The sequence below is a fragment of the Tritonibacter scottomollicae genome, from assembly GCF_032924845.1.
GTDB lineage: Bacteria > Pseudomonadota > Alphaproteobacteria > Rhodobacterales > Rhodobacteraceae > Epibacterium > Epibacterium scottomollicae.
On record NZ_CP136704.1, the window covers coordinates 2,389,294 to 2,416,190 of the forward strand.

26 protein-coding genes are annotated in these 26,897 nt (G+C 60.8%); 10 read left to right on the forward strand and 16 right to left on the reverse strand.

All coding sequences use genetic code 11. The features are described 5' to 3' along the window. Positions 1-1,166 precede the first annotated feature (1,166 nt). Both R1T40_RS11950 and ychF read right to left on the reverse strand, forming a co-directional pair. Positions 1,167-2,090, reverse strand: coding sequence for a nucleoside hydrolase (locus tag R1T40_RS11950; protein WP_317384271.1), 924 nt, complete (start codon positions 2,088-2,090; stop codon positions 1,167-1,169). Positions 2,091-2,248: 158 nt separating this feature from the next. Next, a complete protein-coding gene (gene ychF, locus R1T40_RS11955) occupies positions 2,249-3,346 on the reverse strand; it encodes a redox-regulated ATPase YchF (RefSeq protein ID WP_317384272.1) in 1,098 nt (365 codons plus the stop codon). A 185-nt stretch (positions 3,347-3,531) separates the two neighbouring features. Here ychF and R1T40_RS11960 point away from each other — a divergent pair, with 185 nt between their 5' ends. Then, the gene (locus R1T40_RS11960; protein ID WP_317384273.1) at positions 3,532-4,044 is read left to right on the forward strand and encodes an acyloxyacyl hydrolase; all 513 of its coding nucleotides are present in this window, start codon (positions 3,532-3,534) and stop codon (positions 4,042-4,044) included. 113 nt (positions 4,045-4,157) lie between these two features. After that, complete coding sequence (gene trpA, locus R1T40_RS11965) at positions 4,158-4,961, forward strand: tryptophan synthase subunit alpha (RefSeq protein WP_317384274.1); 804 nt, start codon at positions 4,158-4,160, stop codon at positions 4,959-4,961. Between the two features lie 89 nt (positions 4,962-5,050). On the opposite strand, the gene R1T40_RS11970 is transcribed toward trpA, so the two are convergent. Further along, complete coding sequence (locus tag R1T40_RS11970) at positions 5,051-6,466, reverse strand: ATP-binding protein (protein ID WP_317384275.1); 1,416 nt, start codon at positions 6,464-6,466, stop codon at positions 5,051-5,053. A gap of 485 nt (positions 6,467-6,951) precedes the next feature. Here R1T40_RS11970 and R1T40_RS11975 point away from each other — a divergent pair, with 485 nt between their 5' ends. Beyond that, on the forward strand, positions 6,952-8,115 hold the full coding sequence (locus R1T40_RS11975; RefSeq protein ID WP_317384276.1) for an alpha-hydroxy acid oxidase: 1,164 nt from the start codon (positions 6,952-6,954) through the stop codon (positions 8,113-8,115). A gap of 10 nt (positions 8,116-8,125) precedes the next feature. On the opposite strand, the gene R1T40_RS11980 is transcribed toward R1T40_RS11975, so the two are convergent. Beyond that, entirely contained in the window at positions 8,126-9,292 is a 1,167-nt protein-coding gene (locus R1T40_RS11980; RefSeq protein ID WP_317384277.1) for an MFS transporter, read from the reverse strand. Positions 9,293-9,382: 90 nt separating this feature from the next. Here R1T40_RS11980 and R1T40_RS11985 point away from each other — a divergent pair, with 90 nt between their 5' ends. Together R1T40_RS11985 and R1T40_RS11990 are read left to right on the forward strand one after the other, a co-directional pair. Continuing rightward, positions 9,383-10,021 (forward strand): hypothetical protein, encoded by a 639-nt coding sequence (locus R1T40_RS11985; protein ID WP_317384278.1) that lies wholly within the window; start codon positions 9,383-9,385, stop codon positions 10,019-10,021. Positions 10,022-10,113: 92 nt separating this feature from the next. Further along, positions 10,114-10,749, forward strand: a complete 636-nt coding sequence (locus R1T40_RS11990) for a 50S ribosomal protein L25/general stress protein Ctc (RefSeq protein WP_106161935.1) — start codon at positions 10,114-10,116, stop codon at positions 10,747-10,749. Between the two features lie 150 nt (positions 10,750-10,899). On the opposite strand, the gene R1T40_RS11995 is transcribed toward R1T40_RS11990, so the two are convergent. After that, a complete protein-coding gene (locus R1T40_RS11995) occupies positions 10,900-11,379 on the reverse strand; it encodes a hypothetical protein (protein ID WP_317384279.1) in 480 nt (159 codons plus the stop codon). A gap of 179 nt (positions 11,380-11,558) precedes the next feature. On the opposite strand from R1T40_RS11995, the gene pth reads away from it, so the two are divergent. Both pth and R1T40_RS12005 read left to right on the forward strand, forming a co-directional pair. Then, entirely contained in the window at positions 11,559-12,302 is a 744-nt protein-coding gene (gene pth, locus R1T40_RS12000) for an aminoacyl-tRNA hydrolase (protein WP_317384280.1), read from the forward strand. Positions 12,303-12,458: 156 nt separating this feature from the next. Continuing rightward, a complete protein-coding gene (locus tag R1T40_RS12005) occupies positions 12,459-12,779 on the forward strand; it encodes an antibiotic biosynthesis monooxygenase family protein (protein ID WP_317384281.1) in 321 nt (106 codons plus the stop codon). A 68-nt stretch (positions 12,780-12,847) separates the two neighbouring features. Here R1T40_RS12005 and amt read toward each other — a convergent pair whose 3' ends face one another. The 7 genes from amt to R1T40_RS12040 form a co-directional block, all read right to left on the reverse strand. Further along, positions 12,848-15,277 (reverse strand): ammonium transporter, encoded by a 2,430-nt coding sequence (gene amt, locus R1T40_RS12010; protein ID WP_317384282.1) that lies wholly within the window; start codon positions 15,275-15,277, stop codon positions 12,848-12,850. 189 nt (positions 15,278-15,466) lie between these two features. Continuing rightward, on the reverse strand, positions 15,467-16,726 hold the full coding sequence (gene trpB / locus R1T40_RS12015; RefSeq protein WP_317384283.1) for a tryptophan synthase subunit beta: 1,260 nt from the start codon (positions 16,724-16,726) through the stop codon (positions 15,467-15,469). A 276-nt stretch (positions 16,727-17,002) separates the two neighbouring features. Continuing rightward, positions 17,003-17,857 (reverse strand): LysR family transcriptional regulator, encoded by an 855-nt coding sequence (locus R1T40_RS12020; RefSeq protein WP_317384284.1) that lies wholly within the window; start codon positions 17,855-17,857, stop codon positions 17,003-17,005. Between the two features lie 271 nt (positions 17,858-18,128). Next, entirely contained in the window at positions 18,129-18,776 is a 648-nt protein-coding gene (locus R1T40_RS12025; protein ID WP_317384285.1) for a phosphoribosylanthranilate isomerase, read from the reverse strand. A gap of 1 nt (position 18,777) precedes the next feature. Further along, complete coding sequence (locus tag R1T40_RS12030; protein WP_106161928.1) at positions 18,778-19,128, reverse strand: lipopolysaccharide assembly protein LapA domain-containing protein; 351 nt, start codon at positions 19,126-19,128, stop codon at positions 18,778-18,780. Continuing rightward, on the reverse strand, positions 19,129-19,416 hold the full coding sequence (ihfB, locus tag R1T40_RS12035; RefSeq protein ID WP_106161927.1) for an integration host factor subunit beta: 288 nt from the start codon (positions 19,414-19,416) through the stop codon (positions 19,129-19,131). A gap of 244 nt (positions 19,417-19,660) precedes the next feature. After that, positions 19,661-19,933 (reverse strand): hypothetical protein, encoded by a 273-nt coding sequence (locus R1T40_RS12040; protein ID WP_317384286.1) that lies wholly within the window; start codon positions 19,931-19,933, stop codon positions 19,661-19,663. Between the two features lie 213 nt (positions 19,934-20,146). Between R1T40_RS12040 and R1T40_RS12045 the strand changes: the two genes are divergently transcribed. Together R1T40_RS12045 and R1T40_RS12050 are read left to right on the forward strand one after the other, a co-directional pair. Then, on the forward strand, positions 20,147-21,058 hold the full coding sequence (locus R1T40_RS12045; RefSeq protein ID WP_207796868.1) for a glutaminase: 912 nt from the start codon (positions 20,147-20,149) through the stop codon (positions 21,056-21,058). 99 nt (positions 21,059-21,157) lie between these two features. Continuing rightward, the gene (locus R1T40_RS12050; RefSeq protein ID WP_317384287.1) at positions 21,158-21,811 is read left to right on the forward strand and encodes a metal-binding protein ZinT; all 654 of its coding nucleotides are present in this window, start codon (positions 21,158-21,160) and stop codon (positions 21,809-21,811) included. Positions 21,812-21,947: 136 nt separating this feature from the next. Here R1T40_RS12050 and rpsA read toward each other — a convergent pair whose 3' ends face one another. Continuing rightward, complete coding sequence (gene rpsA / locus R1T40_RS12055; protein ID WP_106161923.1) at positions 21,948-23,624, reverse strand: 30S ribosomal protein S1; 1,677 nt, start codon at positions 23,622-23,624, stop codon at positions 21,948-21,950. Positions 23,625-23,914: 290 nt separating this feature from the next. Continuing rightward, positions 23,915-24,625, reverse strand: a complete 711-nt coding sequence (locus R1T40_RS12060) for a helix-turn-helix transcriptional regulator (RefSeq protein WP_106161922.1) — start codon at positions 24,623-24,625, stop codon at positions 23,915-23,917. 77 nt (positions 24,626-24,702) lie between these two features. Here R1T40_RS12060 and R1T40_RS12065 point away from each other — a divergent pair, with 77 nt between their 5' ends. Continuing rightward, positions 24,703-25,308 carry a glutathione S-transferase family protein gene (locus R1T40_RS12065; RefSeq protein ID WP_317384288.1) on the forward strand — a complete coding sequence of 202 codons (606 nt, stop codon included), beginning with the start codon at positions 24,703-24,705 and terminating at the stop codon, positions 25,306-25,308. A 117-nt stretch (positions 25,309-25,425) separates the two neighbouring features. Here R1T40_RS12065 and R1T40_RS12070 read toward each other — a convergent pair whose 3' ends face one another. Beyond that, positions 25,426-26,055 carry a nitroreductase family protein gene (locus R1T40_RS12070; RefSeq protein WP_317384289.1) on the reverse strand — a complete coding sequence of 210 codons (630 nt, stop codon included), beginning with the start codon at positions 26,053-26,055 and terminating at the stop codon, positions 25,426-25,428. A gap of 198 nt (positions 26,056-26,253) precedes the next feature. Further along, the gene (cmk, locus tag R1T40_RS12075; protein WP_317384290.1) at positions 26,254-26,865 is read right to left on the reverse strand and encodes a (d)CMP kinase; all 612 of its coding nucleotides are present in this window, start codon (positions 26,863-26,865) and stop codon (positions 26,254-26,256) included. Positions 26,866-26,897: the final 32 nt, after the last annotated feature.

Sequence of the window (26,897 nt, forward strand, 5' to 3'; positions counted from 1 at the left end):
GGTGCATTCATCAAGAGTCAGGTCCAAAAAGACTTTTCCACCGGCGGCGCCTTGGTTGTTGAGTGGAGGACAATCGTTGTACTGCGCCTGCACGGGCACCGCTGCCGTGAACCAGGCCATCACGGCAATGAGCGTCGGGAGACAGTTTCGCGTCAGCCTGGATATCAGGTGAGCGCGTTGACAGGTCTGGCCGTTGCGGCGTCCTAGCCCAAGGAATGTCGCAATCAAATATCCGAACGAGAACGTCATGTCTGCCAGTTCCATTTAAGAAGTTGCCCAAGACGGCGATTTAAGATCACACTAACAGTAACAATCTAAAGTTGATTACTTATGCACCTAAAAATTGATATTTCACACAACCCCCAGCCGTCAATTGCCCCATTGAGAAATCTTTCAAACTCAAAGTTCATTGTTTTTTGCCAATTGGCATGCTTGAGACTGCTCAAGCAGATATGATCAATGAGCAACCTCAACTTTTTCAATGAAGCGCAATTGCAGCGTCTGAGGGCTGGTCTTTTCGGAGAGCCACGGCACCTCCTGCATTGATGGTCTGCGCATCTGGGGCGGCATAGTTTCCCTCCATCGCAGGACGCTCCCAAGGGACACGTACCGCACAGTTGAGGGGACCGTGGCTCCATTGGGGCCACGTAGGTCCCTGAAATGCCCTACAGAAGCAGAAGCGCTGACGCGATAGAGGCACCGTCGTGCAGAGGCTGGCCAGCTTGCCCGCCGATCATGGTGAAAAGAGAACCGTCATGAGTGAAGCAACATATCGCAAAGCGCAGCACACGGCGGCCAGCCTCGCGGTGAAAAAGTGAGGCGTGGGCGCCTGAACAGCCGAACGAAGGGCGTCATGAACATGAAACTGCATGCCACCTGCAACAGCCATGGGCGCCCTTAGAAACGCCGGACAGGTAAGCGATCACGTCGGCACGCGGACTTAGTGCCGCGGCCTGCCAAAGATCAGATGGATGCTAGGGAGCGGGTGGCTATGACACGATCCGACTCAGAAAAGGCCTGAAGAACGCGAGGATACGCCCCCGTCAAAAAACGACAGGCTTCGTACCGTAAATTAGCGAAGCTTTGAAGATCGCTTGGTCGACAAAATCGACAAAATCGCGGGCCTCTTCAGCGAAAGGATCACCTTCCGCTGAAGAGATGCAATGTCAGGGAAGAAGTGACAAGCGCTTGAGAAAGAGGGATTTCACAGCCTCCGCATCAACGCCCATCGCCACATGCGTGTCGCCGCGAGCATCTTCTGCAACGCGGGTCTCGCCGGATGTTTCTTGTTCGGTCGACACCGTGACCTTCACCACGCGCGTCTCAAACAGCTCTGCATGGGTGCAGGCGATCACTGCGGCCGGATCGTGCAGGGAGCAGCCATTGAGGTTTGCAACTTCCTGATAGAACTTGATGTAGAAGACGCTCATCTCCTTGAGCATGCCGCCTAGATCGGGCGAACGCTCCTTGATGGCGTCGAAATCCTCGGGCCTGCAGAGGATCTTCAGCGTTACATCCAAGCCCACCATGACCACCTTGCCCGCAGCCGCGGCGAACACCACTTCCGCCGCATGCGGGTCGTGGTAGATGTTGGCTTCGGCGTGAGGAGTGATGTTGCCGCCCGCCTCGAGCGAGCCGCCCATGATGACGATCCGTTTGCAATTCTTGACGAATTGCGCGTCACGCTGGATGGCGACGGCGATGTTGGTCAAGGGCCCGATAGGACACACCACCAGCTCGCCTTTGTGCTCCCGCGCCATGCGGATCAGGAAATCGGCGGCGTCTTCGGCCACAGCGGCGCCCTTGGGCGTGGCGGCGGGTATTTCTCCAAAGCCCTCATCACCATGCACATGAGCAGAGGGCTCGAACGGCGGCAGCACCAGCGGCTGTTCGGCGCCATGGGCCACCGGCAGGTCCAGTTCTGCTGCCTCCAGCAGGCGCAACGCGTTGCGGGTGGCGGTCTTGGTGGTCACGTTGCCAAAGATCGTCGTCAGGCCCAGAAGCTCGATATCCGGGGCGGCGGCGGCATAGAAAATCGCCATGGCATCGTCGATGCCGGGATCCGTGTCGATGATGAGTTTTGTTGTCATTGTTATCCCTACCACTGAATAATCGGATGGGTGTAGCAATGTGTTAGCGGCAACTCAAGCGCCTGCCGCGTTCGGCGAGGCGAAACACCAGTACCAGCAAAATGCCCGCCTTTTTTCAAAGACGGGCATTGCAGACCATTCGGTTCAGAGCGCGCCGGTCAGGTGTTGAACAGGAAGTGCAGCACGTCGCCATCCTTGACGATGTAGCTTTTGCCCTCTGCGCGCATCTTGCCCGCTTCCTTGGCACCGCCCTCGCCGCCACAGGCGATGAAATCATCATAGGCGATGGTCTCGGCACGAATGAAGCCTTTCTCGAAATCGCCGTGGATCACACCAGCCGCTTGGGGCGCGGCCGTGCCGGTCTTGATAGTCCAGGCACGGGCTTCCTTGGGGCCGACGGTGAAATAGGTCTCGAGGTGCAACAACTCGTAGCCTGCGCGGATCAGACGGTCGAGACCCGCCTCCTCCAGCCCCATTTCGTCGAGGAACATCTGCGCCTCTTCCGATTCCAGCTGGCTGATTTCCTCTTCGATCTGCGCCGAAATGATCACATGGCTGTTACCTTGGGCCGCCGCCATCTCTGCCACTTTGGCGGAATGGGCGTTGCCGTCAACGCTCTCGCTCTCACCGACATTGCAGACATAAAGCACCGGTTTGGTGGTCAGAAGCTGCAGCATCGTCCAGGCCTTTTGGTCGTCCGCGTCCACCTCCACCAGCCGGGCCGGTTTGCCGTCTTCCAGCATCGCCTGCGCGGCGGCCAGCAGCCGGTCCTGCTGCTGGGCCTCCTTGTCGTTGCCCTTCAGTTTGCGCACCAGGTTGGCGCGGCGTTTTTCGATGCTTTCAAGGTCGGAGAGCATCAGCTCGGTCTCGATGGTGTCAGCGTCTGCAACCGGGTCGACGCGGCCATCCACGTGAGTGACGTCACCATCCTCAAAACACCGCAAAACATGGGCGATCGCGTCCACTTCGCGAATATTGGCGAGGAACTGATTGCCCAGCCCTTCGCCCTTGGAGGCGCCCTTCACAAGGCCTGCAATATCGACAAACGTCATCCGCGTCGGGATGATCGATTTCGATTGCGCGATCCCGGCCAGTTTCTCCAATCGGGCGTCGGGAACCCCCACCTCGCCCACGTTCGGCTCGATCGTGCAGAACGGAAAATTTGCCGCCTGCGCCGATGCGGTCTTGGTCAGTGCGTTGAACAGGGTCGACTTGCCGACGTTCGGCAGACCCACGATTCCCATTTTAAAGCCCATACCGGCCTCCTGATGCCATTTGGGAGCCAGCACTTAGGCTCTATCTGCCATTTTCGCAAGCGCACAGCGTCTGAGCAGGCGGCTCATAACAGTTGACACATAGCTGTCACATTCCTTTATCCTGATTTCACGCAACCCGCAGGCCGATGCGCCACGCGTCGGCAGCCCCAGTTCGCGAGGATCTCATGCGCAGACTTGTAACCACGTTTGCCCTTCTCCCGTCTCTGCTCTTCACATCTGTAGCACAGGCTCAGGAGCTTGTTTTCGGCTTCGGGCATGCCGACTTCCTTTCGGAACAGGCCGACGATGGCGCCTATCTTTCAGCCGATTACCTCGGCACGCGAGACTGGCGCCTGCTCGGGTTTGATGCGGGCCTTGGTGTCACCGCACAGGTGCATGAAACAGGTGACATTTTCCTCGGCGGCGGCCTTCAGGCCCAGCGCGACCTGGGACAGCGTTGGTTTATCGAGGCCAGCGTGATGCCGGGCGCGTTCTTCGAAGGAGAAAAAGCCAATGATCTCGGATCTACCTTCGAGATCCGCTCGCTCGTTGGAATCGGGCGCGAGCTGCGCGGCGGGCGTCGTCTGACACTGGCATTCACACATATCTCCAACGCCTCAATCGGCGACCAGAATCCAGGCCTCAACGCCATCAACTTGCGCCTTCACGTCCCCCTGCGACATCGCGCAAGAAACTGAGCTTTCCAAGGCGACCTAAAGTTAAACATCGCGCTGAGGTCTCGTCGGGATTGATTTTGCCGGGAAGTTTCGGCACATCAAACCAAGCAACAGAGATCTCAGAAGGCCCGCACATGACCCGTCCCACCACACGTATCGACGCCAAGTTTGCCGAACTGTCTGCAGCGGGCAAAAAGGCCTTCGTCACCTATGTAATGGCGGGCGACCCAGACTATGACACTTCGTTGGAAATGGTCAAAGGCCTGCCCGGCGCTGGCGTAGACATCATCGAACTCGGCCTGCCGTTCACCGATCCGATGGCCGACGGCCCGACCATTCAGCTTGCCGGGCAACGTGCGCTGGAAGGCGGCATGACTTTGGAGCGCACGCTCCAATTGGCGCGCGACTTCCGCAAAGAGGACGACACAACGCCGATCGTGCTGATGGGCTACTATAATCCGATCTATTCTCGCGGTGTGGAGACATTCCTTGCCGATGCCAAGTCTGCAGGCATCGACGGGCTGATCGTGGTAGATTTGCCGCCCGAGGAAGACAGCGAGTTGTGTCTGCCTGCCCAGGCAGCGGGTCTCAACTTCATCCGGCTGGCTACCCCCACCACCGACAACGCCCGCCTGCCCCGCGTGCTGCAAAACACCTCCGGTTTTGTCTATTATGTTTCGATCACCGGCATCACCGGTGCGGCAGAGGCCGAAGCATCGGATGTTGGCCCAGAGGTGTCGCGCATCAAAGCGGCGACCGACCTGCCCGTGATCGTAGGCTTTGGCATCAAAACACCGGAGCGCGCGCAGACCATTGCGTCGATCTCTGACGGCGCCGTGGTCGGCAGCGCCATCGTTGCCGAAATTGGCGCCGGAAAATCCGCGTCTGAGGTGCTCGCTTTCGTGAAATCACTTGCGGATGGCGCACACGCGGGCTGACCCCGGCGTCCTGACACAGAATGCTAAACGGCGGTCTAGCGGGCCGCCGTTTTGTATTTCTGCTGCTGAGCGCCGCTCGGGGACGAAGTTTAAGCGCTATCTTCGACGATTGGAGCATCCAGCAAGGCCTGCGCCATCACGCGAAGCAGGCGGTCCTTACGGATCGGCTTTGCCACATGGTAGTTCATACCGCTCTCAAGATAATGCCTGACTTGATGCACCAGCGCATTCGCCGACACAGCAATGATCGGTACCGGGTTGCGATCCTGTGCACGTTCCTCGGCCCGGACCTGCCCGGCTGCAGTCACCCCATCCATCAACGGCATATTCACGTCCATCAGCACCAGATCGGGCTCGACCCGACGACAGGCCTCCACCGCTTGCTCGCCGTTCTCGACCCAAAGAAGATCGAGATCATGGTGGCGCAGGATATGGTGAAGCACCATGCGATTGGTGCGATTGTCCTCTGCCACGAGGACCCGCCAGCGCCGCCGGGCGATCACGTCCACATCCGCCTTCTGATCCGGTTCAGGCGTCTTTTCCAGCGGCGTGGCACGCGACACGCGGAAGGTCGCGCAAAATTCGCTCCCCTCGCCCTTGGCACTTCGGCACTCCAGCTCACCGCCCATGCGCAGACAGATCTGGCGCGAGATCGCCAAGCCCAGTCCGGTTCCACCATGGTTGCGATGCACGCTGGCATCGGCCTGCACATAGGGCTGAAACAATCTCTCGACCTGCGCCTGCGACAAGCCGACACCGGTATCCCGCACTGTCACCGACAAGATCAGCGTGCCGTCCTGATGGTCCGTCAAATCAGCTGTCAGGGTGATCGCGCCACGATCAGTGAACTTCGCCGCATTGGACAGCAGATTTGTCAGCACCTGCTGAAACCGGGTCGGGTCGATATTCACCCAAGTCCCGCCGGATGAAAGCGCACCACCATAAAGGCGGGTGAAATCCAGCCCCTTCGCCTCCATTCGAGGCTGAAACTGGCGACAGACCGCATCCAGAAGATCCACCACGTCGATAGGCAGACGCTCCAGCTCCAGCTTGCCCTCCTCAATCTTCGACAGGTCAAGGATGTCATCAACAATACTGAGCAACAGGCGCCCGCTCTCGCGCAGGACATCAAGGATCTGCGCCTGCTCCTCGACCAGCGTGGTATCCGCCAGAGCCGAAGCCATACCCAGAACTCCGTTCAGAGGCGTACGGATCTCATGGCTCATGGTGGCGAGAAACTGTGTTTTGGCAGCGCTTTCCGCCTCTGCCTCGGCCCGATCACGTGCGAGGTCCTCTGTGCGTTCCTTCACCATCCGGTCCACTTGTCGCGCCAATGCCACCAGCGATCCATTGGCGCGGCGCAACGACTGGGACTTGCGCTCCAGCTGTGATTCCAGCTCCGCGCTCCGTTCCCTCTCCCGCTCCAACTCGATGAGAAGGTCACGATAGGACGGGTCATCTGACGCGCGTTCGGGCACCAATGGATCCTCGGGACGCAGTGTCATGACGGTCTCTGCGGCGCGGCTTCGGGACACAGTGGACAACGACACTTGGACACGCGATGCGAAGGCACACGCGGAGCACGGACAACCAGGGCGGCAATATCCCCGTCGTCCAGATTCGATATGAACACAACCTTCACGTTGCTTCTACCTCCAGAAGATGCCGCAGCCGTTAGGCCCTGTCTGCATGGATAAATTCCAGGCAGGACACGCATCAGGTCTAAAATCAAGAAACGACCCCGAGCGCTCTGCACGCGGGGCGGCATAAATTCAAAGCTGCGCACTGGTCAGCTCATGAAACTCCGGCAATTCTCCAGAAGCTTCGCAGGTGTCCGGTCCGCATATCATGACATCGCGATTCCGGCAGGTGTCCATCAATAAACTTGCACAAAACCGTAAATGCAAGATTACGACGGCCTCGCTTGCCATGCCAGCGCCAGATTGGTAAGAAAACATTACCAGTCGCGCGCACGTCGAGGAGTTTATTCATGCCCGTTATTACCAATATAGAGGATCTGAAGCGCATCTACGCGCGGCGTGTGCCAAAGATGTTCTACGATTATGCCGAGAGTGGCTCCTGGACCGAACAGACCTTTCGCGACAACACCACCGATTTCGAGCAAATTCGTCTGCGTCAACGCGTGGCTGTCGACATGGCCGGCCGCACCACCGCCTCTCGAATGATCGGACAGGAGGTGGCCATGCCTGTGGCCTTGGCACCCGTGGGGCTGACCGGCATGCAATCCGCCGATGGCGAGATCAAGGCCGCCCGTGCCGCAGAAGCCTTCGGCGTGCCTTTCACGCTGTCGACAATGTCAATCAATTCCATCGAAGAGGTGGCCGAGACAACCACCAAGCCCTTCTGGTTCCAGCTTTATACGATGAAGGACGAGGACTATATGCGCCGCCTGATCGGGCGCGCCAAGGCCGCCAATTGCTCGGCTCTGGTGATCACCCTCGACCTGCAGATTCTCGGTCAGCGTCACAAGGATCTGAAGAACGGCCTCTCCGCGCCACCGAAGCTGACACCGCGGACCATCGCGAACCTGATGACCAAATGGGCCTGGGGGATCGAAATGTTGGGCGCTAAGCGGCGCAATTTCGGCAATATTGTCGGCCATGTTGAAGGCATTTCCGATGCCTCATCACTCGGTGCCTGGACCGCCGAACAATTCGACCCCTCGCTCGACTGGGGCAAGATCGAAAAGCTCAAGGAGATGTGGGGCGGCAAGGTGATCCTGAAGGGCATCCTCGATGAGGAAGATGCCAAGATGGCCGCCAAGGTTGGTGCGGATGCGATTACTGTGTCCAACCACGGTGGCCGCCAGCTGGATGGCGCACTGTCATCGATTCGCATGCTGCCCCGGATCATGGATGCGGTCGGCGACCAGGTCGAAGTGCATCTGGACAGCGGCATTCGCTCCGGCCAGGACGTGCTGAAGGCGCTGGCGCTTGGCGCCACCGGCACGATGATCGGGCGCGCCTTTGTCTACGGGCTTGGCGCCATGGGGCAACAGGGCGTCACCCGAGCGCTGGAGGTCATCCACAAGGAACTGGACACCTCGATGGCACTCTGCGGCGAGAAATCTGTCAGCCATCTTGGACGACACAATCTTATGGTGCCAGAGGATTTCACTGGTCGCTGGGCCTGAACGCCCAGACCTAGGCCACCACACCAGCCCTGCGCGCCGAGGCCCGCAGGGCGGGCACCAGAATGGCGGTGATGCACAGGAGCATTCCGCCCATCATAGCCAAGGCCAGCCGCAATCCAAAAGCTTCCGCCATGAAACCGATCACCGGCGGGCCGATAAAAAAACCGCAGTAGCCAATCATCACCATGCGCGAAATCGCGGCACCGCGCAGTCGGGATGGGATCGTCTTCCCCACCCAGGCCAACGCAGTTGGGCCAATGACCGACACACCCAGCCCAAGAATTGCAAACCCTGCATAGGCCAGCCCCTGCACCGGCGCGAAAGCGGCCAGCAAGAGCCCCAAAGCCGCGAGTGCTGCCGCGATCTGCATCAGCTTGCCTTCGGCAATACGGCGCACCACCTCCTGTCCGGACAAACGCCCGATCCCCATAGTCAGACCAAGGATCGCCGGCCCGATCGCACCTTCGGCGGCACTGGCTCCAAAGGCGCGCTCCAGATGTAGGGCAGACCAGTTTTCCGTCGCCTGTTCCGCGGTGAAGGCGATCAACACGATCACCCCTGCCAGAACGACCATCAGCCCCGGCAACGCCGCAGATGATGTGCCATCCTCTTCGCCAGTGCGATCTGATGGCACCGCATCGCGCATGCCAAGCGCCAGCAGTGCCGACACCGCAAGAATTCCCGCAAAGCACCAAATCGGCGGCACACCAGCCTCCCGTACCAGCCCGGCCACCAACGCGGCCAGCGCATAGGCCAGCGAAAACAAACCGTGATTGAGGTTCATCAGCGACCGTCCCGTGCGGGCTTCCAACCCGCTGAGCCGCGCGTTCATCACCACGTCCAGCAGACCAGCGGCACCGGAGGCCACGAACATGGCCGCTGCAAAGGTGACCCAGCTGTACGCCAACCCCGGCAACAGAAACCCTGCGGCCAACATCAGCGCGCAAATCACCATGGCTGCCGGACCAAGCCTTCGATCCACCCGCGGCGCCAGCCACATCGCGCCAACGGCCCCCACGGCCCCGACAAGAAGTGCCAGACCAAATTCGGCGTCGCCCAATCCCGCCTGTGACTTCAGTTGCGGCGCATAGGCTGCGAAGGCTCCGACACAGAACCCCATGACAGCAAAGGCCCGCCCATGCACCGCGCTGGTGCGCATATCCGTAAAAAATTCCATGCGCGTGAGGATGCACAGTGCGCACGGCGCCACAATCGGCAAATTGTACCGCTACAGATCTGGTCCATCGGTCTCGGCAGGGCTATGCCAATGAACATGCTGATCTTCACGCCCCAAACTCTCGCATTTGTCGCGATTCCCAAAACCGGGACCACCGCCATAGAGCAGGCGTTGCGCCCGCACGCGGACATCGTGTTTCGCGGTGCCCGCAAGCATATTTCTACCAAGCGCTTTCACCGCAAGGTCCGCCCGTTCATCAGCGAAACGTTCGACGTCGCCCTGGAGAGCTTTGCGGTGCTGCGCGAGCCCGAGGACCAGATCCGCAGCTGGTATAAGTATCGCACGCGTGACGAGATCAGGGACAAACCGGAATATTCTGGCCACCTAACGTTCGAAGAATTTGTCGAGGCGCTCCTCTCCGAGGCCCCTCCTCCTTGTACCCAGATCGGCAGCCAGCTTCGCATGCTCAGCGGGCGCGGCGGACGGCTTCTGATTGACCATTTGTTCGCCTACGAACGTTGGGACCGACTGGAAACCTTTCTGAGTGACCGGTTCGAGCAGAGAATCACCTTCGAACCACGCAACGTATCACCACAGGTGCCCACGGATCTGTCAGAGCAGACCCGTGCGCGCTTGCGCGTGGCGCGCGCGGCAGAATTCGACCTTCATGCACGTCTGATGGAGTCTGACGGGAAACTGGCGCCGAGACAGGCAAAAGCGGCAGTTTAGGGCTTTCCAAACAGGGCTTTTCCGTCTAACAGAGCGGCTTCACGCGGGGTGACAGCCTTGGAGGCACCCCCGATTATATATGGAGAATAAAAATGGCGAATGAGATTCCTGATCTCGTATGCCAGGAACGCGCGGGGACGGGCAAGGGCGCCGCTCGCGCTGCACGCCGTGCGCATCTGGTTCCTGGAGTTGTATTTGGTGGTGACGTGGATCCGCTGGCGATTCAGATCCCCTACAACGAACTGCTGAAAAAGCTGAAAGCCGGCCGCTTCAAGTCGACCCTGTTCAACCTCAAGGTTGAAGGCCACGACGATGTTCGCGTGATCTGCCGCGACGTCCAGCGTGACATCGTCAAAGACCTGCCGACCCACTTCGACCTGATGCGTCTGCGTCGCACCTCGAAGATCAACCTGTTCATCCCCGTTGAGTTCATCAACGAAGAAGAATGTGTTGGCCTCAAGCGTGGCGGTGTCCTGACCGTTGTCCGCGCCGAAGTCGAGTTGGTTGTGACCGCCGGTGACATTCCGGAAAAACTGACCGTCGACCTCGCAGGCAAGGCCATCGGCGATGTGATCCACATCTCCGACGTCACCCTGCCCCAGGGTTCCAAGCCGACCATCGACCGTGACTTCGTGATCGCGAATGTCTCTGCCCCGTCCGGCCTGAAATCCGCGGACGATGAAGCCGAGGACGAAGCCGAAGAAGCGGAAGCGGCTGCAGAAGAATAAGATCTCGCCCATTCCGGGCTGACGATTTTACAGAACGGGTCCCTCGCGGGGCCCGTTTTTATGTGCCGACTATTCAGGTGTCAGACCTGCTGCATGCGGCGGCGACGCGGCAGGCAGACCCACAACCGCTTGCCACCTTCTGAGGTCGCCTCACGGGCCGTCGTAGGTTGCCAATGCGCCGCCGTTGACGAGATGCGTCAGAAGCTGATCGCGCGCGTAGCGGTCTCGCTGTTTGATCGCGACAGCCTCTTGCGCGGTCAGCTCGCGACGCTCAAACCCTTGTTCCGACAGACAATCATCCACCGCATCAATCGCGCCATGACGTCGGGTGTGTTCCTCTCCGCTCGCCGCAGCGATTGCGCCGGGCAAAATACCGAGAAAGATCATCGAGGCGATATAGCTGGACGTCACCGCCGCCTTTCCGCCCTTCGGCCCCTGCGGCGCACAAAACGCCAACGACTGGCGCGCTTCAAAGACGGAGCTTCCGGTCTTAGTGGGCACCGACGGCCCCGGCTCCACCGCGCAGCCAGCCACAACTGTGCCGATGAGGAGCGCCGCAACGCCCCGCGCTCGACCCCGAGAGCCATTCGTGCAGTCGCGTTGGTCCCGTTTCAAAAGTACTTTAAACATAATTCTTGCCCCTAAATCCCCACACCATACCGCACAAACGGCACAGCCTTCGCAAGATCTGACAAACGTATTGGACCAATTTGTGGCAGAACTCGCGCGAAAGGAAGCCGACTGCCGACACTGGATTCTTGCCGACAAAACAGGCATCACTGCACCAACAGGAACCAGCGGAGCACATCATGAAACTCTTCGTCGGCCTCGGCAATCCGGGCGCGAAATATGCGGGCAACCGCCATAATATCGGCTTTATGGCGCTGGACCAGATCGCGGCGGATCATGGGTTTTCACCGTGGAAGGCCAAGTTTCAGGGACAGCTGAGCGAGGGAAGCATAGGTCGCGAAAAGGCCATTCTGCTGAAACCTCAGACCTTCATGAACAACTCCGGCCAGTCCGTCGGCGAAGCACTGCGGTTCTTCAAACTCACACCAGCCGATGTGATGGTGTTCCATGACGAGCTGGATCTGGCACCGGGGAAATGTCGTGTGAAACAGGGCGGCGGCCACGCCGGTCACAACGGGTTGCGTTCGATCCATGCTCATATCGGGGCGGACTACGGGCGCGTCCGTCTGGGCGTTGGCCATCCGGGGCATAAGGACGCTGTGGCAGGCTACGTGCTGCGCGACTTCCCAAAAGCGGATCAGGGCTGGCTCGACGACCTCCTGCGCGGCATCGCCGACGGCGCCCGCTCGCTCGCCCTTGGGGATAGCGGCAAGTTCATGAACGCGGTCGCCCTGCGCGTCGCACCACCGCGAAGCTCGACCGGAACCGAGGGCAGCAAACCTGCCAAGCGGACACAGTCATCCCCGCAAGCCGCGCCGGAAAAAGCGGCTGAGATCAAAGCCGCAACACCGCCCGCCCCTGAAGCGGCCCCTGCCGAGGACGCCCGTTCGCCAATGCAGAAGCTGCTGGATAAATTCAAGTAACGCGCAGACCCTCGCCGACGCCCAGGCCGGGTTGAGCGGCGTTTGACTTGAAGGCGGCCGGCCTCTTGGCGTAGGTCAGGGCATCGGCCAGCCGAACGCTTGCGTTGCATCAGCCAGCTTTGCTCCACACACATCTGCAAGAATGGACACTGCCACATGAGCTTTATCGCCATGAACCGATTCAAAATTCGCCCCGGCCGCGAAACCGATTTCGAAACCATCTGGGGAGAACGCGAAAGCCGCCTGCGCGAGATGCAGGGGTTTCGTGAGTTTCGCCTGCTAAAAGGCCCCGAGCATGACGATCACACTTTGTACTCCAGCCATGTGATCTGGGAGTCCCGCGCGGATTTTGAGGCCTGGACGAAGTCCGACCAGTTCCGCGCATCCCACCGCGGCGCCGGAAAGCGTGACGGCGAAAGCCCCATTCTGGGTGCCCCGCAGTTCGAAGGCTTTGAGACGGTCCTGCACGAAGGCTGAGCACTCATATTTGACAGTGGGCCGCCCCACGCGGGCGGCCCACTTGGCAAAATGTGGCCTGTTTCGCCCTATGACGCTTCGCTGTGCCCCGGAGGCGCAGCAGGGGATCTACGCAGCTCTTCTGCCGACCAATCCGCATCCTGCCTGTCTTCGGCGCTGTCCAGATCGAACTGCGCCACAGAGGCGCTCAGCTTGTCAGACAACGTATTGATGGCGTTGGCTTCCTGCGCCAGCACGCCGGATTGCTCCGCGCTTTGTCGGGCGTCATTCTGCAGGATCGTGGCGGTGTGAGCGTTCTGCGACAGGCGCTCCTCATTGCGTGTTGCGTTGCTGCGCACACTGTCGGCCTGTTGCCGCACATCCTCGATGGATCGCGCAACGGACTTGGCCTTGCTGGAGGCGTTGGCCATGCGTTCGGAAACCTGCCCCGCGACACGACGCTGCGAGTCGACTTCGGTGGTGATGCCCTCGACCGAGGAATGAATTGCCTTCATCAATTCCTTGATCCCGGAAATGACAGAAGAGGCATCATCCGACTGCAATCGCATATTGGAGATCCGGCTTCGGATTTCCTCGGCAGCCATATCGGTTTCTGCAGCCAGGCTGCGCACCTGTGCCGCGACGATGGCAAATCCTTTGCCCGCATCCCCGGCCCGCGAGGCCTCGATCGCCGCATTGATTGCCAGCATATTGGTTTGCATGGTTATCTTCTGAATAAGCCCGACCACAGCCTCGATTTCCTCGGAGGCTTTGGACAAGGCTTGCATGGTTTCGACCGCGTCGCCCGACAGCTGGTTGGCCTCATGGGTCACGCCGCTGGTCGAGCTGGCGTTTTGTGAAATATGGCTGATCGACGTCATCATATCCGAAATCGCGTCCGAAACGGCGGTTACCTCGCCCGACATACCCTCAGCGCTGGTCGATATCGTCGTCATCTCCGCAAGGATTTTCTCTGCAAGCGCACGGTTACTGCGCGCCTGTCCCACCACTTCGGTTGAGCTTTCGCTGACACTTCCGGTTAACTCCCCCGTCCGCGCCGCGCCCTCTCGAAAGGAACTGGACAGCGTTTCCAGCCCGGACGAGGACTGTTTCATCTTGCGGGCGTTGTCGCGGATATCACACACCAGAGCGTGTATCTGATCGATGAAGGGGTTAAACAGGCCGGCCAGCTCCGCCGCCTCATCCCCGGCGGATTCATCAAATCGGCGCGTCAGATCGACTCCGTTCTTCGTCATCGCTTCCAACTGCTTCTGCAGAGCCCCAGTACCCAGAGTGGCGCCATGTTCGGTGCTGTTCAGGCCGATGATCTCATCTTCTTCGGGCACACGAATTCCAGCCACAAGATCAATCACCTTGAAGAACACGAGGCTCAGACCAAAAGCCCAAGCAAAGATGATCGCCACGCCCTCCAATTGCACCATCGCCTGCGCGCCGGGTGTGTCGAGTGCGAGCTTGCCCGGCAGCGCAAAAAAGACAAAAATAATCGTCCCATACGCACCACAGATGCCATGCACAGACACGGCGCCCACGACATCGTCCAGCTTCAGAATGTTTTCCATCACCCATTCCGAGGCCACGACCAGCATGCCAGCCCCTGCCCCGATGATCACAGCCCCTTGCACAGTAACAGCATCGCACCCGGCCGTAATCGCAACCAAACCTGCAAGGCTGCCATTGATCGGACGGTGCGGAATATTCACGGGATCAATGACCCTCCCTGTCAGAATGCCCATCACGCCGCCGAAACAAGCCGCAAGCAACGTGTTCAGCACAATGTGGGCAATGTCTGGACTGGCTGCGGTGGTGGAGCCCCCATTGAACCCGATCCACCCCACCCAGAGGATGATCGCGCCCCCCGTGGCCAACACATAGCTGTGACCGTGCAGCAGGTTGGGTTTGCCGTCCGCATTGAACTTGCCGATCCGCGCACCCAAGACCACAATGCCAGCCAGCGCCACCCAGGCGCCAACCGAATGCACCACGGTGGAGCCGGCAAAATCGATGAAGCCCTTGTCCGCCAGATAGGCCGGGTTCTCACCGTTCAACAGGTTGCCCCAAGCCCAGTGGCCGCTGATCGGGTAAACAATCAACCCGATGAACAGCGCCGCGGCAACATAGACCCCATAGCGCATCCGCTCAGCGACGGCCCCGGACATGATTGTCGCGGCCGTACCTGCGAACACCGCCTGAAAGACGAAAAAGGTATAATGCCAGTCGTCCGCCTGCTTGATCGCGAAGGTATCCGTACCAAACCAACCCGTCCGCGAGGTGCCGAACATCAGCCCAAAGCCAAGCACATAGAATGCGCTGACGGAGACCAGAAAGTCGGTGATGTTCTTCTGCGCGACGTTAATGCTGTTTTTCGACCGCGACATCCCGGCCTCGACGAGCAGAAACCCCAGTTGCATCATCAGCACCAGTGCCGCTGCGATGATCGTCCACAAATGATCAGCGGCAAGCTGCAGCTCCTGCACTGCCTGCAAAGTCGTATCCTGCATGGGAGAACCTGAAACCAGTTAAAAAACAGCCTCAGAATGGGGTACAAGCCTATAACATGCCGTTAAGAAAGCGGTCCTTGCCGAGTGTTCTCGGCTCCACAGCACTAGAGCATCGCCATATAAAAAAAGGCACACCCCACGGGGCGCGCCTTTTTATCGGTGTATTGTCGGCGCTCAGCTGCGCGGAGGTCACTCCTCCAGATCGCGGCCTTCCTCGGTGTCGGACATGTCAAATCCGAGGTGACGCGCCACGGTAAAGATGTCCTTGTCACCGCGCCCGCACATGTTCATCACGATGATATGGTCGCGGGGCAGCTCGGGGGCGATCTTCGTCACATGGGCCAGCGCGTGGCTCGGTTCCAGCGCCGGAATGATCCCCTCCATCGCGCAGGAGAGCTGGAACGCCTCCAGCGCCTCCTTGTCGGTGATGGAGACATATTTTGCGCGCCCGGTTTCATGCAGCCAGGAATGCTCCGGCCCGATGCCCGGATAATCGAGACCTGCAGAGATCGAGAAACCTTCGAGGATCTGCCCGTCGTCATCCTGCAGCAAGTAGGTGCGGTTGCCATGCAGCACGCCTGGACGACCGCCGGTGAGCGAGGCGCAATGCTCCATCTTCTCGTCCACGCCCTTGCCGCCGGCCTCGACGCCAATGATGTTGACGCTGGGATCGTCAAGGAACGGGTGGAACAGGCCCATGGCGTTGGAGCCGCCACCGATCGCCGCGATCAACGTATCAGGCAGACGGCCTTCGCCTTCCTGCTCCGCCAGCTGCCAGCGCACCTCCTTGCCGATCACCGACTGGAAGTCACGCACCATGGCCGGATAGGGGTGCGGACCCGCCACCGTGCCGATGCAGTAGAACGTGTCGCGCACATTGGTCACCCAGTCGCGCAGGGCGTCGTTCATCGCGTCCTTAAGCGTGCCGCGACCGGAGGTCACCGGGATCACCTCTGCGCCGAGCAGACGCATACGGAACACGTTGGGCGCCTGGCGACGCACGTCATGAGCGCCCATGTAGACCACGCATTTCAGACCAAACTTGGCGCAGACGGTGGCTGTGGCCACACCGTGCTGGCCGGCACCGGTCTCGGCAATGATGCGTGTCTTGCCCATGCGCCGCGCCAGCAGGATCTGACCCAGCACATTGTTCACCTTGTGGGCGCCGGTGTGATTGAGCTCGTCCCGCTTCAGGTAGACCTTGGCGCCGCCCAGATGCTCGGTCAGGCGCTCCGCATAGTACAACGGGCTGGGGCGGCCAACGTAGTGCTTCCACAGATCGTCCATCTCGGCCCAGAAGTCCGGGTCCACCTTGGCGCGTTCATATTCCTCTTCGAGCGACAGGATCAGCGGCATCAGCGTTTCGCTGACAAAGCGGCCGCCAAAGATGCCAAAACGGCCATTCTCGTCCGGTCCGTTCATGAAGCTGTTGATGAGATCATCGGCCATGGGGTTGTCTCCGTCTTCCGTATGCGCTGGTTCTAAAGCGCATTTAGGGCAAGAGAAACAGGTTTCTCGGTAAATTCACCGTACATGCTGCCGAAAGCCCGGCTCGAGAAGGGTTTTCGCGTCAGGCAGAGCCTTACGCGACCCGCCGCGCGCGCCCGTTGGGCGCGCGCGGCGCCTGGCCCAACGGATCGACGGGTCCCCTGACAAGGGGGCACAAGAGCGGGCGGGAGCCGCCCGGCCCGTTTGCCCTGTCCCATCACGCTCTTGCTGTTCGCTTCAATCCGGCGCGACAAGACCCCTCCGCAGATCCGGATCCGTCAACACCGCCGCCAGACTGTCCAGCGCGGCGCGCAGGGGCGGGTCGTGGCGCGCCTCGTGGTGGCTCACCAGCCATTCCTCATGCGCCAGCGCGCCGATCTCCGGGCTCACCTGCTGCAGCACCGGGAACAACAGAGCTGCAAACCTCGGCAGCACCACACGCCCCGCTCCGGTACAGGCCAGATCCGCGAGCATCCGCGGCGTGCTGGCGGTCACCGTGATGTCTTCGCCATGCTGCGCCCGCACCCAGGCCGAACTGGGCGTCTCCACCGCGCCTTCCCGCAACGCCACATAGCCCTGCACGCTGTCACGCAGCGCGTATTCCGCATAGCTGATCCGTGCCGTGCGCCGTCCCGCCAGCCAGCTTTGCTGCGGTCGCTGGTTGCGGATGCCGATATCCGCACCGCGCCGGGCAATGTCCAGTCGAGCCGAAGCCTCCAGGAAGGAGGGCCGCCAACCCGCCTGCACCTGCCAGAACCGCGGCAGCTGTGCCGCCAGATAGGCCGAGGTCCAGCTGCCCGCGGTGATCCGCACCTCCACCGGTGCTGGCTCCGCCGCCAGCTGCCGCACCCGCCGCGCCTCCGCCCGCAGGCCTTCGGTCTCGTCCAGCAGCGCGCGCCCGCGCGCCGTCAGTCTATAGCCCTGCGGCCCCCTCTCGAACAGCTGCCAGCCGAGCTGCCCCTCCAGCGCTCTCATGCGACGGCTCAGCGTCGGCACGCTCACACCGCGCTGCCGCGACACCGGCGCCAGCCCACCTGCCTGCCCCACCAGCGCAAACAGCTCGAGATCATCCAGAGACGGAGCATGTTTCATTTATGAAAGCCTCCTTGCAAAAACACCCGCTTAACGGGGCAGGCCTCGTACCTGAGACTGCAAGAACCTTGGCAAAAATGAAAGGTCATCGGATGTGCGCACACCTGCAGTCCCATTCTCCGCCTCCCCTCGTCAGCAGCTGGGAACGGGAGCGCGACCTCGCCCGCCGGCGGCTCCGCTCCTATCACAGGCGCAAGCGCCGCCTGCGCTGGTTGCGCCTGCTGCGCTGGATTGGGTCCTATTGCGGGAGACCAAACGCCTGAGGCGCGTGTCAGAGATCGCGCGTGGCCGCCACAAAGGCCTGCATCAGCTGCGGGTCCTTCTGCGCGGGCGCGCTTTCAACGCCGGAGGCCACATCGACCTGACGGGTGCCGGTCTTGCGGATCGCCTCGGCGACATTGTCCGGCGTCAGCCCACCGGCCAGCATCCAGGGCGCCTGCCAGTATTTCTTGCCCGCCAGCAGCTGCCAGTCGAAGGCCACGCCGTTGCCGCCCGGCAGCACCGCGCCCTTGGGGGCCTTGGCGTCGATCATGATCTGATCAGCGACCTGGGAATAGATGTCGATGGGGTCGAGATCCGCCGCCTCTGCCACGCCAATGACCTTCATCACTGGCAGGCCATAGCGGGCCTTGACCTCGGCCACGCGCTCGGGGCTTTCGGCGCCGTGCAGCTGGATCATGTCGAGCGGCACCGCGCCGGTGATAGCATCCAGCTCCGCGTCCGTCGGATTAACCACGAGGCCAACCTTCGCCAAGCCCACCGGCGCGCCCGATGCCAGCACTGCCGCTTGGGCGATGCTGACCGAACGCGCGGATTTGGCAAAGAAGTTCAGCCCCACATAGGCCGCGCCGGCCTCAGCCGCCGCCGCGATATCCTCGGGCGTCTTCATGCCGCAGATCTTGGACCGGATCGCAGTCATGTCAGGAGGCATCGTCGAGAAGCGCCAGCACTTCGTCCTTGCCTTCGTGTTTCTGGCGCTTGAGGCGCTTCACCTCGCGCGACAGTTTCTTCACCTCACCGTGTTTCACGCGGGCCTCCCGGCGATGCTTGTGCTCGCGCAGGTATTCCAGCACGTAGCCAAGCGCCACACCAAGGGCGAGCCCGCCCAAAACCACAACAAACAAGGGCAGTGTGATCGCTGGGTTGAACCCCACCAGCTCCGCGAGGGCCTCTGGCATCAGCTTCAGGTTCACGAGACCGCGGTTGGCGAGGCACACGGAGACCAGAACCACGGCCAAAACGCCCCAGACTGCATAGCGGATGTAACGCATTTACTCTTCTTTTCCGTTCAATCGATCCCGGAGCAGCTTGCCCGTCTTGAAGAACGGCACGTGCTTCTCCTCCACATGGACCGTCTCTCCGGTGCGGGGGTTGCGGCCCACGCGCGAGTCGCGCTTCTTCACCGAGAAGGCGCCGAACCCCCTGAGTTCAACCCGATCCCCACGCGACATGGCGGTGGTGACCTCTTCAAAGACCGTGTTGACGATCCGCTCCACATCCCGCTGATACAGGTGCGGGTTCTCGTCTGCAATCTTCTGGATCAGTTCCGAACGGATCATGTAATGGCCCTCCCAAAGCCCGTGTCTGACACATAGGGTAGATTAACTATAGGAAGAAAGTTGTTCTGCGGAAACAGGTTAGGCAAGCACTCATGGCTGAAATCCGCGTGTCAGGGGCAAATAGGGCAGAGAATACACCGCATTTCTGCGTCCATTAGTCCCGCCCTGCCCAAGTTTCAGGCGCGACCGCGAAAATGCTGCGGCAGCAAAGTCATTGATTCGGAAGCCTTAACAGGACCGCGCCTCAATGCTTGGAACTGCATTTCGCCGAAAACTGTGTCCCACGTGCCTTGGAATAGGGCTGGCCTTCAAATCGGCTGAGCCGCATCGACCGGGCGCGGCAGGCAGCCTCGGCCTCACTGCGTATATCACTCTCGGACCAACCTGGCCCATAGCGTCCGGAGATCGCGTAATTCTCGCCCTGCCGCGACATGTTCATGCCCATATGATCACGATCAATGGTCCCCGAACACGCTCCGACTGAGAGCATCACAAGGGTCAGGATCATATAGCGCATCGGTCTCTCCACTAGTCGTGTCAGGTCAGGTCTTGAACGCCTCGGCCGCGTGCCTTGCACAGGTCCACCGCTATAGGCGACACCGAGCTTCATCACCGCCCTTTGTCTCATGCCAACGTAAACAGGATGTGAGCGGAAACAGACTTTGCCTCCGCCTCCGGGCTGGCCTATGGCTGGTCAAAGGATGGGATGAGGCACCGGGACGCAGGTATCATGGATTTCGAAGGCATATTGCAGCAGATCGCAACCGACATGCAGGCGGAAACGGAGCGTGGAACGGCCGCAGGCTACATCCCGGAGCTTGCCTCCGTCGACACGAACCAGTTTGGCATGGCGGTGGCGCTGGCGGATGGGCGCAGCTTTGCGGTGGGAGATTCGCACAGGCGCTTTTCGATCCAGTCGGTGTCCAAGGTTTTCACCCTCGCCCTCGCACTGGGACGTCTGGGCGAGGATCTCTGGCGTCGCGTCGGGCGCGAACCGTCGGGCCTGCCGTTCAACTCGATCCTGCAGCTCGAACATGAACACGGCATTCCGCGCAATCCCTTCATCAACGCCGGAGCCCTGGTGGTGACCGATGCAATCCTCGCCGGCAACGCCCCGCGCGAGGTGCTGGGCGAGATCCTGCGCTTTGTGCGCGCCGCTGCCGGCGACGATGATATCCATATCGACGATGCGGTGGCCCGTTCCGAGACCGAGCACGGCGACCGCAATATGGCGCTGTCGCATTTCCTGGCGGCCCATGGCAATTTCGAGAATAGCCCTGAGCTGACATGCGGCACCTATTTCCACCAATGCGCCATCGAAATGACCCCGCATCAGCTGGCGATGGCAGGGCGCTTCCTCGTCGGCTCCCCGGATCTGCCCAGCATGATCTCGCGCGACCGAGTACGGCGGATCAATGCGCTGATGCTGACCTGCGGACATTATGATGGCTCCGGCGATTTTGCCTATCGTGTTGGCCTACCGGGCAAGAGCGGCGTGGGCGGCGGCATCCTGGTGATCGTGCCGGGGCGGGCCTCCATCGCCGTCTGGTCGCCGGGGCTGAACCGGCACGGCAACTCCAAGCTCGGCACGCTGGCAGTGGAGCGGTTTGCCCAAGCCACCGGCTGGTCGGTCTTCGGCTAACGGCCGGAGCACCCGCCCGCCTGCCCGCCCCCTCTTGCGGCGCGTCACCACCTTCAATAACTGTTACGTTATTACATACCGAATCAAAGGACCTTTCAGATGACATCCCTGTCCCGCAGCGCGCTGGCGCTTCTGACCTCCGCCACCCTGTGCCTCGCCGCCCCGGCTTCCGCTGGCAGCAACCACGACCACGATCATGACCACGCGCACAAACATGACGAGCAGGTCTACAAGGGCTATTTCGACGACGCACAGATCCAGCCCCGCACCCTCGCCGACTGGCAGGGCGACTGGCAATCGGTCTACCCCTATCTTGCGGATGGCACGCTGGATCCGGTGATGGCGCATAAGGCGGAGCATGGCGACAAGACCGCTCAAGAATATCGCGCCTACTACAACACCGGCTACGCCACCGATGTGGACGCGATCAGCTTTGACGGGCAGACCGTGACCTTCACCGCTAACGGCGAGAGCTATGGCGGCGAATATGTGTCCGACGGTTACGAGATCCTGAACTACAAGAAGGGCAACCGTGGCGTGCGCTATATCTTCAAGAAAGACAGCGGCGCTGAGGCGGCCCCCGCTTTCATCCAGTTCAGCGACCACCACATCGCGCCGGAAACCGTCGGTCACTACCATCTTTACTGGGGTGACGACCGCGCCAAGGTCCTGGAAGAGCTGACCAACTGGCCGACCTACTACCCCGCCGACCTCAGCGGCGAGGACATCCTGCACGAGATGCTCGCGCACTAAGACGTCCTAGGACCTCCTGGTGGCGCCTCCGCTCGAGGCGCCACACCTCGAACCTCCCTCGACCCAAGGCATCGAACGCAAAAAAGCCCCGCAGGATTGCTCCTGCGGGGCTTCTTAATGTCGATCTAAAGAGAGATTACTCGCTCTTCAGTGCCGCGCCAAGGATATCGCCGAGGGACGCGCCGGAGTCGGAGGAACCATACTGTTCGACGGCCTCTTTCTCTTCTGCGATCTCGCGTGCCTTGATCGACAGGCCCAGACGACGGGTCTTGGAGTCGATGTTGGTGACGCGCACGTCGATCTTGTCCGCAACGGAGAAGCGCTCGGGGCGCTGGTCCGCACGGTCACGGGACAGGTCAGAGCGGCGGATGAAGGACTTCATGCCCTCATATTCCACTTCGATGCCACCGTCTTCGATCGCGGTCACTTCCACGGTCACGATGGAGCCACGCTTCACGCCGCCGATGGCGTCTGCGAACTTGTCACCGCCCAGTGCCTTGATGGAGAGCGAGATGCGCTCCTTCTCGACGTCCACTTCGGAGACAACGGCCGAAACCATGTCGCCTTTGCGGTAGTTCTGGATGGCTTCTTCGCCGCGCTCGTCCCAGGACAGGTCGGAGAGGTGAACCATGCCGTCGATGTCGCCTTCGAGGCCGATGAACAGACCGAATTCGGTGATGTTCTTGACTTCGCCTTCGACTTCGGTGCCCTCGGGGTGGGTCTCGGAGAAGACTTCCCACGGGTTACGCATGGTCTGCTTGAGACCAAGGGAAACGCGACGCTTGGCGCCGTCGATTTCCAGCACCATGACGTCCACTTCCTGCGAGGTGGAAACGATCTTGCCGGGGTGCACGTTCTTCTTGGTCCAGGACATCTCGGAGACGTGGACCAGACCTTCGACACCAGGCTCCAGCTCAACAAATGCACCGTAATCGGTGATGTTGGTGACGCGACCCTTGTGCACGGAGGCCAGCGGGTACTTGGCGCCAACCAGATCCCACGGATCGTCCTGCAGCTGCTTCATGCCGAGGGAGATACGGTGAGTCTCTTTGTTGATCTTGATCACCTGAACCTTGACGGTCTCGCCGATGGCGAGGATCTCGGAGGGGTGGTTCACACGGCGCCATGCCATGTCGGTGACGTGCAGCAGCCCGTCAACACCGCCCAGGTCAACAAACGCACCGTATTCGGTGATGTTCTTGACCACACCCTCGACAGCCTGGCCTTCGGACAGGTTGCCGATGACTTCGGCACGCTGCTCGGCGCGGGACTCTTCGAGGATTGCGCGACGGGACACAACGATGTTGCCACGACGACGGTCCATTTTCAGGATCTGGAACGGCTGCTTCAGACCCATCAGCGGGCCAGCGTCGCGCACGGGGCGAACGTCGACTTGCGAACCGGGCAGGAAGGCCACGGCGCCGCCGAGGTCGACAGTGAAGCCGCCTTTGACGCGGCCGAAGATCGCGCCTTCGACGCGCTGATCGTCTGCGTATGCTTTTTCCAGGCGGTCCCATGCTTCTTCGCGGCGCGCCATCTCGCGGGAGATGACAGCTTCGCCACGGGCGTTTTCAGCCGCGCGCAGGTAGACTTCGACTTCGTCGCCAACGGTGACTTCAGCCGCTTCGCCGGGATTTGCGAATTCTTTGAGTTCGACGCGACCTTCCATCTTGTAGCCGACGTCGATGATGGCCTGACCGGCCTCAATGGCAATGATCTTGCCTTTGACTACGGAACCCTCTTCGGGGGTGTCCATTTCGAAGCTTTCTTGCAGGAGGGCTTCGAATTCCTCCATCGATGTTGTTTGAGCCATGTGGTCTCAGGTTTCCTTTACAGAGTTTTGCTGGCCGTGTGGTTGTCTCCACCGGTCTGAACAGGGTTGGTCGGTTCAGGACGCGAATCGCTGACAGTGCGGGAGCAACAAACAAACACAAAGGGCCGAGGTATGCCCCGACCCTGCTCCGACTGTCCTGGTGCGTTTACGCATCTCTGTTGACAGGGCGGTTTATAGGCGGTTTTGGCCTTGCTGGCAAGGGGGCTCGTGCCCGGCATCGTGCAGGGCGGCAAAGCACCCCGAATGCATTTCTCCACGCTCGAACAGTGTCACGCTTTGCGCGGCGCATCTTCGGAGTATGCCTTCGACATCTGGGAGATATAATCACGCAACAACCTGACCCGGTTTGGCCGAAAGCTCTCGTCGGTCGGCTCGGCAGTTTCCATGCGCCACATCATGAACTTTCGAAACTCCTGCCGCAAACAACACCATGCCAGTAGCGCGGCACCCCGATCAATGTACACGATCGCCAGCGGATAGACCCGCCGATGCGTGATCGCGCCAGCTGCATCTTGGTAACAAATGTCGAGCGCGCATTCGTCCCAGCATGCCGTCCTTATCCGGGACATATCCGGCGCCACGGTGGTCGGCGCCTGATAGCGATAGACCATATGTGTTGCGTGAACGATTTGACGCTGCAAGCGCTCCGGCATGGTCGCGGCGATCTTGGCAAGCGCGGATTCTGCTGCCTGAGCCAGCTGCGCATCACCGCGCTGGCGCACGTCGCTTAAGCCCACCACCAGCGCTTCCATCTCGATCCGGTCAAACGTCTGCGGCGGCAAGGCCGGATCTTCGGTCAGCGTATAGCCAAGCCCCGGCGCGCCATCAATCAGGGCCCCACTCGCCCGAAGGCTGTCGATATCTCGATAGAGGGTGCGTTCCGACACTTCGGTTTCAAGTGCCAGCCGGGCTGCGGTCACAGGTTTGGGTAAAACGCGCAAGGCATTCATCAAGCGGAAAAGACGTTCGGGTCGGCTCATGACTTCCTGACGGAAACTGACAGTATGTTCTCTGTATATCCGACTTCCGATTCAAACCAAACAAGGAAGTCGCCACCATGCTCACCCTGTATCATTCGCCGCGCTCGCGGTCGTCGCGCATTGTCCGCCTGATAGATGAACTGGATATCTGGTCCCAGATCGACATTCGCATCGTCGAAGTCACGCGGCAGGATGGGACCGGCGGGCACGACCCTGCGAACCCGCATCCCGAAGGCAAAGTGCCGTTGCTGGTTCACGAAGGTGTCGAGATCTGGGAATCAAATGCCATCATTCTCTATCTCACCGATCTTTTTCCAAGTGCAGGCGCGGGACCAGTTGCCGGTGATCCGCTGCGCGGACGCTATCTCAGCTGGCTGGCCTGGTACGGCAATGTGGTTGAACCGGTCATCGTCTGCGGCGCTGCGGACCTGTCACACCCGATTCTGGATGCCACATTCAGGGGCGTGCCAGACATGACCCGCCGTTTGGCCGATGCCCTCGAATATGCGCCCTTTTTGATGGGCGACACGTTCACGGCAGCCGACCTGTTGCTGGTTTCGCCCTTCACCTGGTTCAATCACGAAGCCGCCGAGCATCCTGCCATCAAGGCGTGGATCGAACGCTGCGAAGCGCGCCCCTCAGCGCAGCGGGTTGCAGAGTTTGATGCAAGGAAGCTCGACTAGATCACGTTCGACTGATCCGAAGTGCCGCGCCGCGGCGGTCGACCGCCAGCCAGCCATGAAAAAGGGCAGAGCCTCTTGGCTCCGCCCCCCTCTTCGTCCGGCGCGCATTCGCGCAGATCAGTCGACTTCGGTGACCAGCGCCGCCTTGGTTTTGCGCACCTTTGGCATCGGCAGCAGCCAGTCGCCCTCTTCGGCGCGGGTGCCCAATGGCAGCAGCACCTTGGATCGCAGCCCCTTGGATTTCAGGTCGAGGATCTCGTCCACTTGGTCGGGGTCAAACCCCTCCATCGGAGTGCTGTCGACGCCCAGTTCCGCCGCCGCGGCAAGGGCGAACCCCAGTGCGATATAGGCCTGATGGGACGCATGGGCGTGGTTCACCTCTGCCGAGCGCGGCAACAGCATCTCCTTGAGGTTAGCGAAATAGCCCTGCAGCATGTCGGAATCGCCACGTTCTGCCACCATCTGCTCGACCACCGCATCGATGCGCGCCTCGGTGTAATTGTCCCAGGCGGCAAAGACCAACAGATGCGAGCCGTCGGTGATCTGCGCCTGATCCCAGGCCACCGGCCGGATCGCCTCGCGCAGAGCGGTGTTGCGGATCACGAAGAGCTCGAACGGCTGCACGCCGCTGGAGGTGGGGGCCATGCGGACCGCCTCGACGATCCGGGCGACCTTGTCTTCCGGCACGGGTTTGGCAGGGTCCATCTTCTTGGCAGCATAGCGCCAGTTCAGCTTATCCAGAAACATCGGGAAGGTCCTTTCAGTGTGTCTCGCATGCAGTCATTTAACAACTGAACCGGATCGTTCAAGTTATTTTATCTCGACGTCGAGACTTAGGTAGACATCGAAGCCTACGACTGCAACCCCTGCCCCTACAGATCGTGAAAAAACAACGGCGCCCCGCTTGGGGCGCCGCTCAGGCCTCATGCCATTCGTTGCGAGATATCAGCCTTTTTGACGGGCTTCGACAACCGCAACGGCCTGGCCGATGGCCTCTTCAATGCTCAGGCTGCTGGTGTCGATGGTCACGGCATCCTCTGCCGGCCTCAAGGGCGCCTCGGCGCGGTTCATGTCACGCTCGTCGCGGGCGCGGACATCCGCCAGCACCTCCTCCAGCGTGATGATGCTGCCCTTGCCGGTCAGTTCCAGGAACCGCCGCGTGGCGCGCACCTCGGCGCTGGCGGTCACGAACAGCTTCACCTCCGCCTCCGGGCAGATCACCGTGCCGATGTCGCGCCCGTCCATGACCGCGCCGCCGGAGCGACGGGCAAAGGCACGCTGGAAGTCCACCAGAGCGGCACGCACCCCGGCGATCACCGCCACCTTGGAGGCGGCTTGCGCCACCTCGGCGGTGCGCAGGTCGTCGCGCTCCAGATCCACGACCTCGAGAGCTTCGGCAGCCGCGACCGGCTCCGCTCCGTCCAGCATACGCGCGCCGACCACGCGGTACAGCAGACCGGTGTCCAGATGCCCATAGCCGAAATGATCCGACACCGCCTTCGAGATGGTGCCCTTGCCCGCCGCCGCGGGACCGTCGATCGCAATGGTAAAGGCCATGATGTCTCTCCTTGTGGCTGGTCTGGTCACAG

Excerpts from the sequence above, each read along its gene's own strand:
- R1T40_RS11950 (WP_317384271.1), bottom strand. The coding sequence starts at position 2,090 with ATGACAACAAAACTCATCATCGACACGGATCCCGGCATCGACGATGCC.
- ychF (WP_317384272.1), bottom strand. The coding sequence starts at position 3,346 with ATGGGCTTTAAAATGGGAATCGTGGGTCTGCCGAACGTCGGCAAGTCG.
- R1T40_RS11960 (WP_317384273.1), top strand. The coding sequence starts at position 3,532 with ATGCGCAGACTTGTAACCACGTTTGCCCTTCTCCCGTCTCTGCTCTTC.
- trpA (WP_317384274.1), top strand. The coding sequence starts at position 4,158 with ATGACCCGTCCCACCACACGTATCGACGCCAAGTTTGCCGAACTGTCT.
- R1T40_RS11970 (WP_317384275.1), bottom strand. The coding sequence starts at position 6,466 with ATGACACTGCGTCCCGAGGATCCATTGGTGCCCGAACGCGCGTCAGAT.
- R1T40_RS11975 (WP_317384276.1), top strand. The coding sequence starts at position 6,952 with ATGCCCGTTATTACCAATATAGAGGATCTGAAGCGCATCTACGCGCGG.
- R1T40_RS11980 (WP_317384277.1), bottom strand. The coding sequence starts at position 9,292 with ATGGAATTTTTTACGGATATGCGCACCAGCGCGGTGCATGGGCGGGCC.
- R1T40_RS11985 (WP_317384278.1), top strand. The coding sequence starts at position 9,383 with ATGAACATGCTGATCTTCACGCCCCAAACTCTCGCATTTGTCGCGATT.
- R1T40_RS11990 (WP_106161935.1), top strand. The coding sequence starts at position 10,114 with ATGGCGAATGAGATTCCTGATCTCGTATGCCAGGAACGCGCGGGGACG.
- R1T40_RS11995 (WP_317384279.1), bottom strand. The coding sequence starts at position 11,379 with ATGTTTAAAGTACTTTTGAAACGGGACCAACGCGACTGCACGAATGGC.
- pth (WP_317384280.1), top strand. The coding sequence starts at position 11,559 with ATGAAACTCTTCGTCGGCCTCGGCAATCCGGGCGCGAAATATGCGGGC.
- R1T40_RS12005 (WP_317384281.1), top strand. The coding sequence starts at position 12,459 with ATGAGCTTTATCGCCATGAACCGATTCAAAATTCGCCCCGGCCGCGAA.
- amt (WP_317384282.1), bottom strand. The coding sequence starts at position 15,277 with ATGCAGGATACGACTTTGCAGGCAGTGCAGGAGCTGCAGCTTGCCGCT.
- trpB (WP_317384283.1), bottom strand. The coding sequence starts at position 16,726 with ATGGCCGATGATCTCATCAACAGCTTCATGAACGGACCGGACGAGAAT.
- R1T40_RS12020 (WP_317384284.1), bottom strand. The coding sequence starts at position 17,857 with ATGAAACATGCTCCGTCTCTGGATGATCTCGAGCTGTTTGCGCTGGTG.
- R1T40_RS12025 (WP_317384285.1), bottom strand. The coding sequence starts at position 18,776 with ATGACTGCGATCCGGTCCAAGATCTGCGGCATGAAGACGCCCGAGGAT.
- R1T40_RS12030 (WP_106161928.1), bottom strand. The coding sequence starts at position 19,128 with ATGCGTTACATCCGCTATGCAGTCTGGGGCGTTTTGGCCGTGGTTCTG.
- ihfB (WP_106161927.1), bottom strand. The coding sequence starts at position 19,416 with ATGATCCGTTCGGAACTGATCCAGAAGATTGCAGACGAGAACCCGCAC.
- R1T40_RS12040 (WP_317384286.1), bottom strand. The coding sequence starts at position 19,933 with ATGCGCTATATGATCCTGACCCTTGTGATGCTCTCAGTCGGAGCGTGT.
- R1T40_RS12045 (WP_207796868.1), top strand. The coding sequence starts at position 20,147 with ATGGATTTCGAAGGCATATTGCAGCAGATCGCAACCGACATGCAGGCG.
- R1T40_RS12050 (WP_317384287.1), top strand. The coding sequence starts at position 21,158 with ATGACATCCCTGTCCCGCAGCGCGCTGGCGCTTCTGACCTCCGCCACC.
- rpsA (WP_106161923.1), bottom strand. The coding sequence starts at position 23,624 with ATGGCTCAAACAACATCGATGGAGGAATTCGAAGCCCTCCTGCAAGAA.
- R1T40_RS12060 (WP_106161922.1), bottom strand. The coding sequence starts at position 24,625 with ATGAGCCGACCCGAACGTCTTTTCCGCTTGATGAATGCCTTGCGCGTT.
- R1T40_RS12065 (WP_317384288.1), top strand. The coding sequence starts at position 24,703 with ATGCTCACCCTGTATCATTCGCCGCGCTCGCGGTCGTCGCGCATTGTC.
- R1T40_RS12070 (WP_317384289.1), bottom strand. The coding sequence starts at position 26,055 with ATGTTTCTGGATAAGCTGAACTGGCGCTATGCTGCCAAGAAGATGGAC.
- cmk (WP_317384290.1), bottom strand. The coding sequence starts at position 26,865 with ATGGCCTTTACCATTGCGATCGACGGTCCCGCGGCGGCGGGCAAGGGC.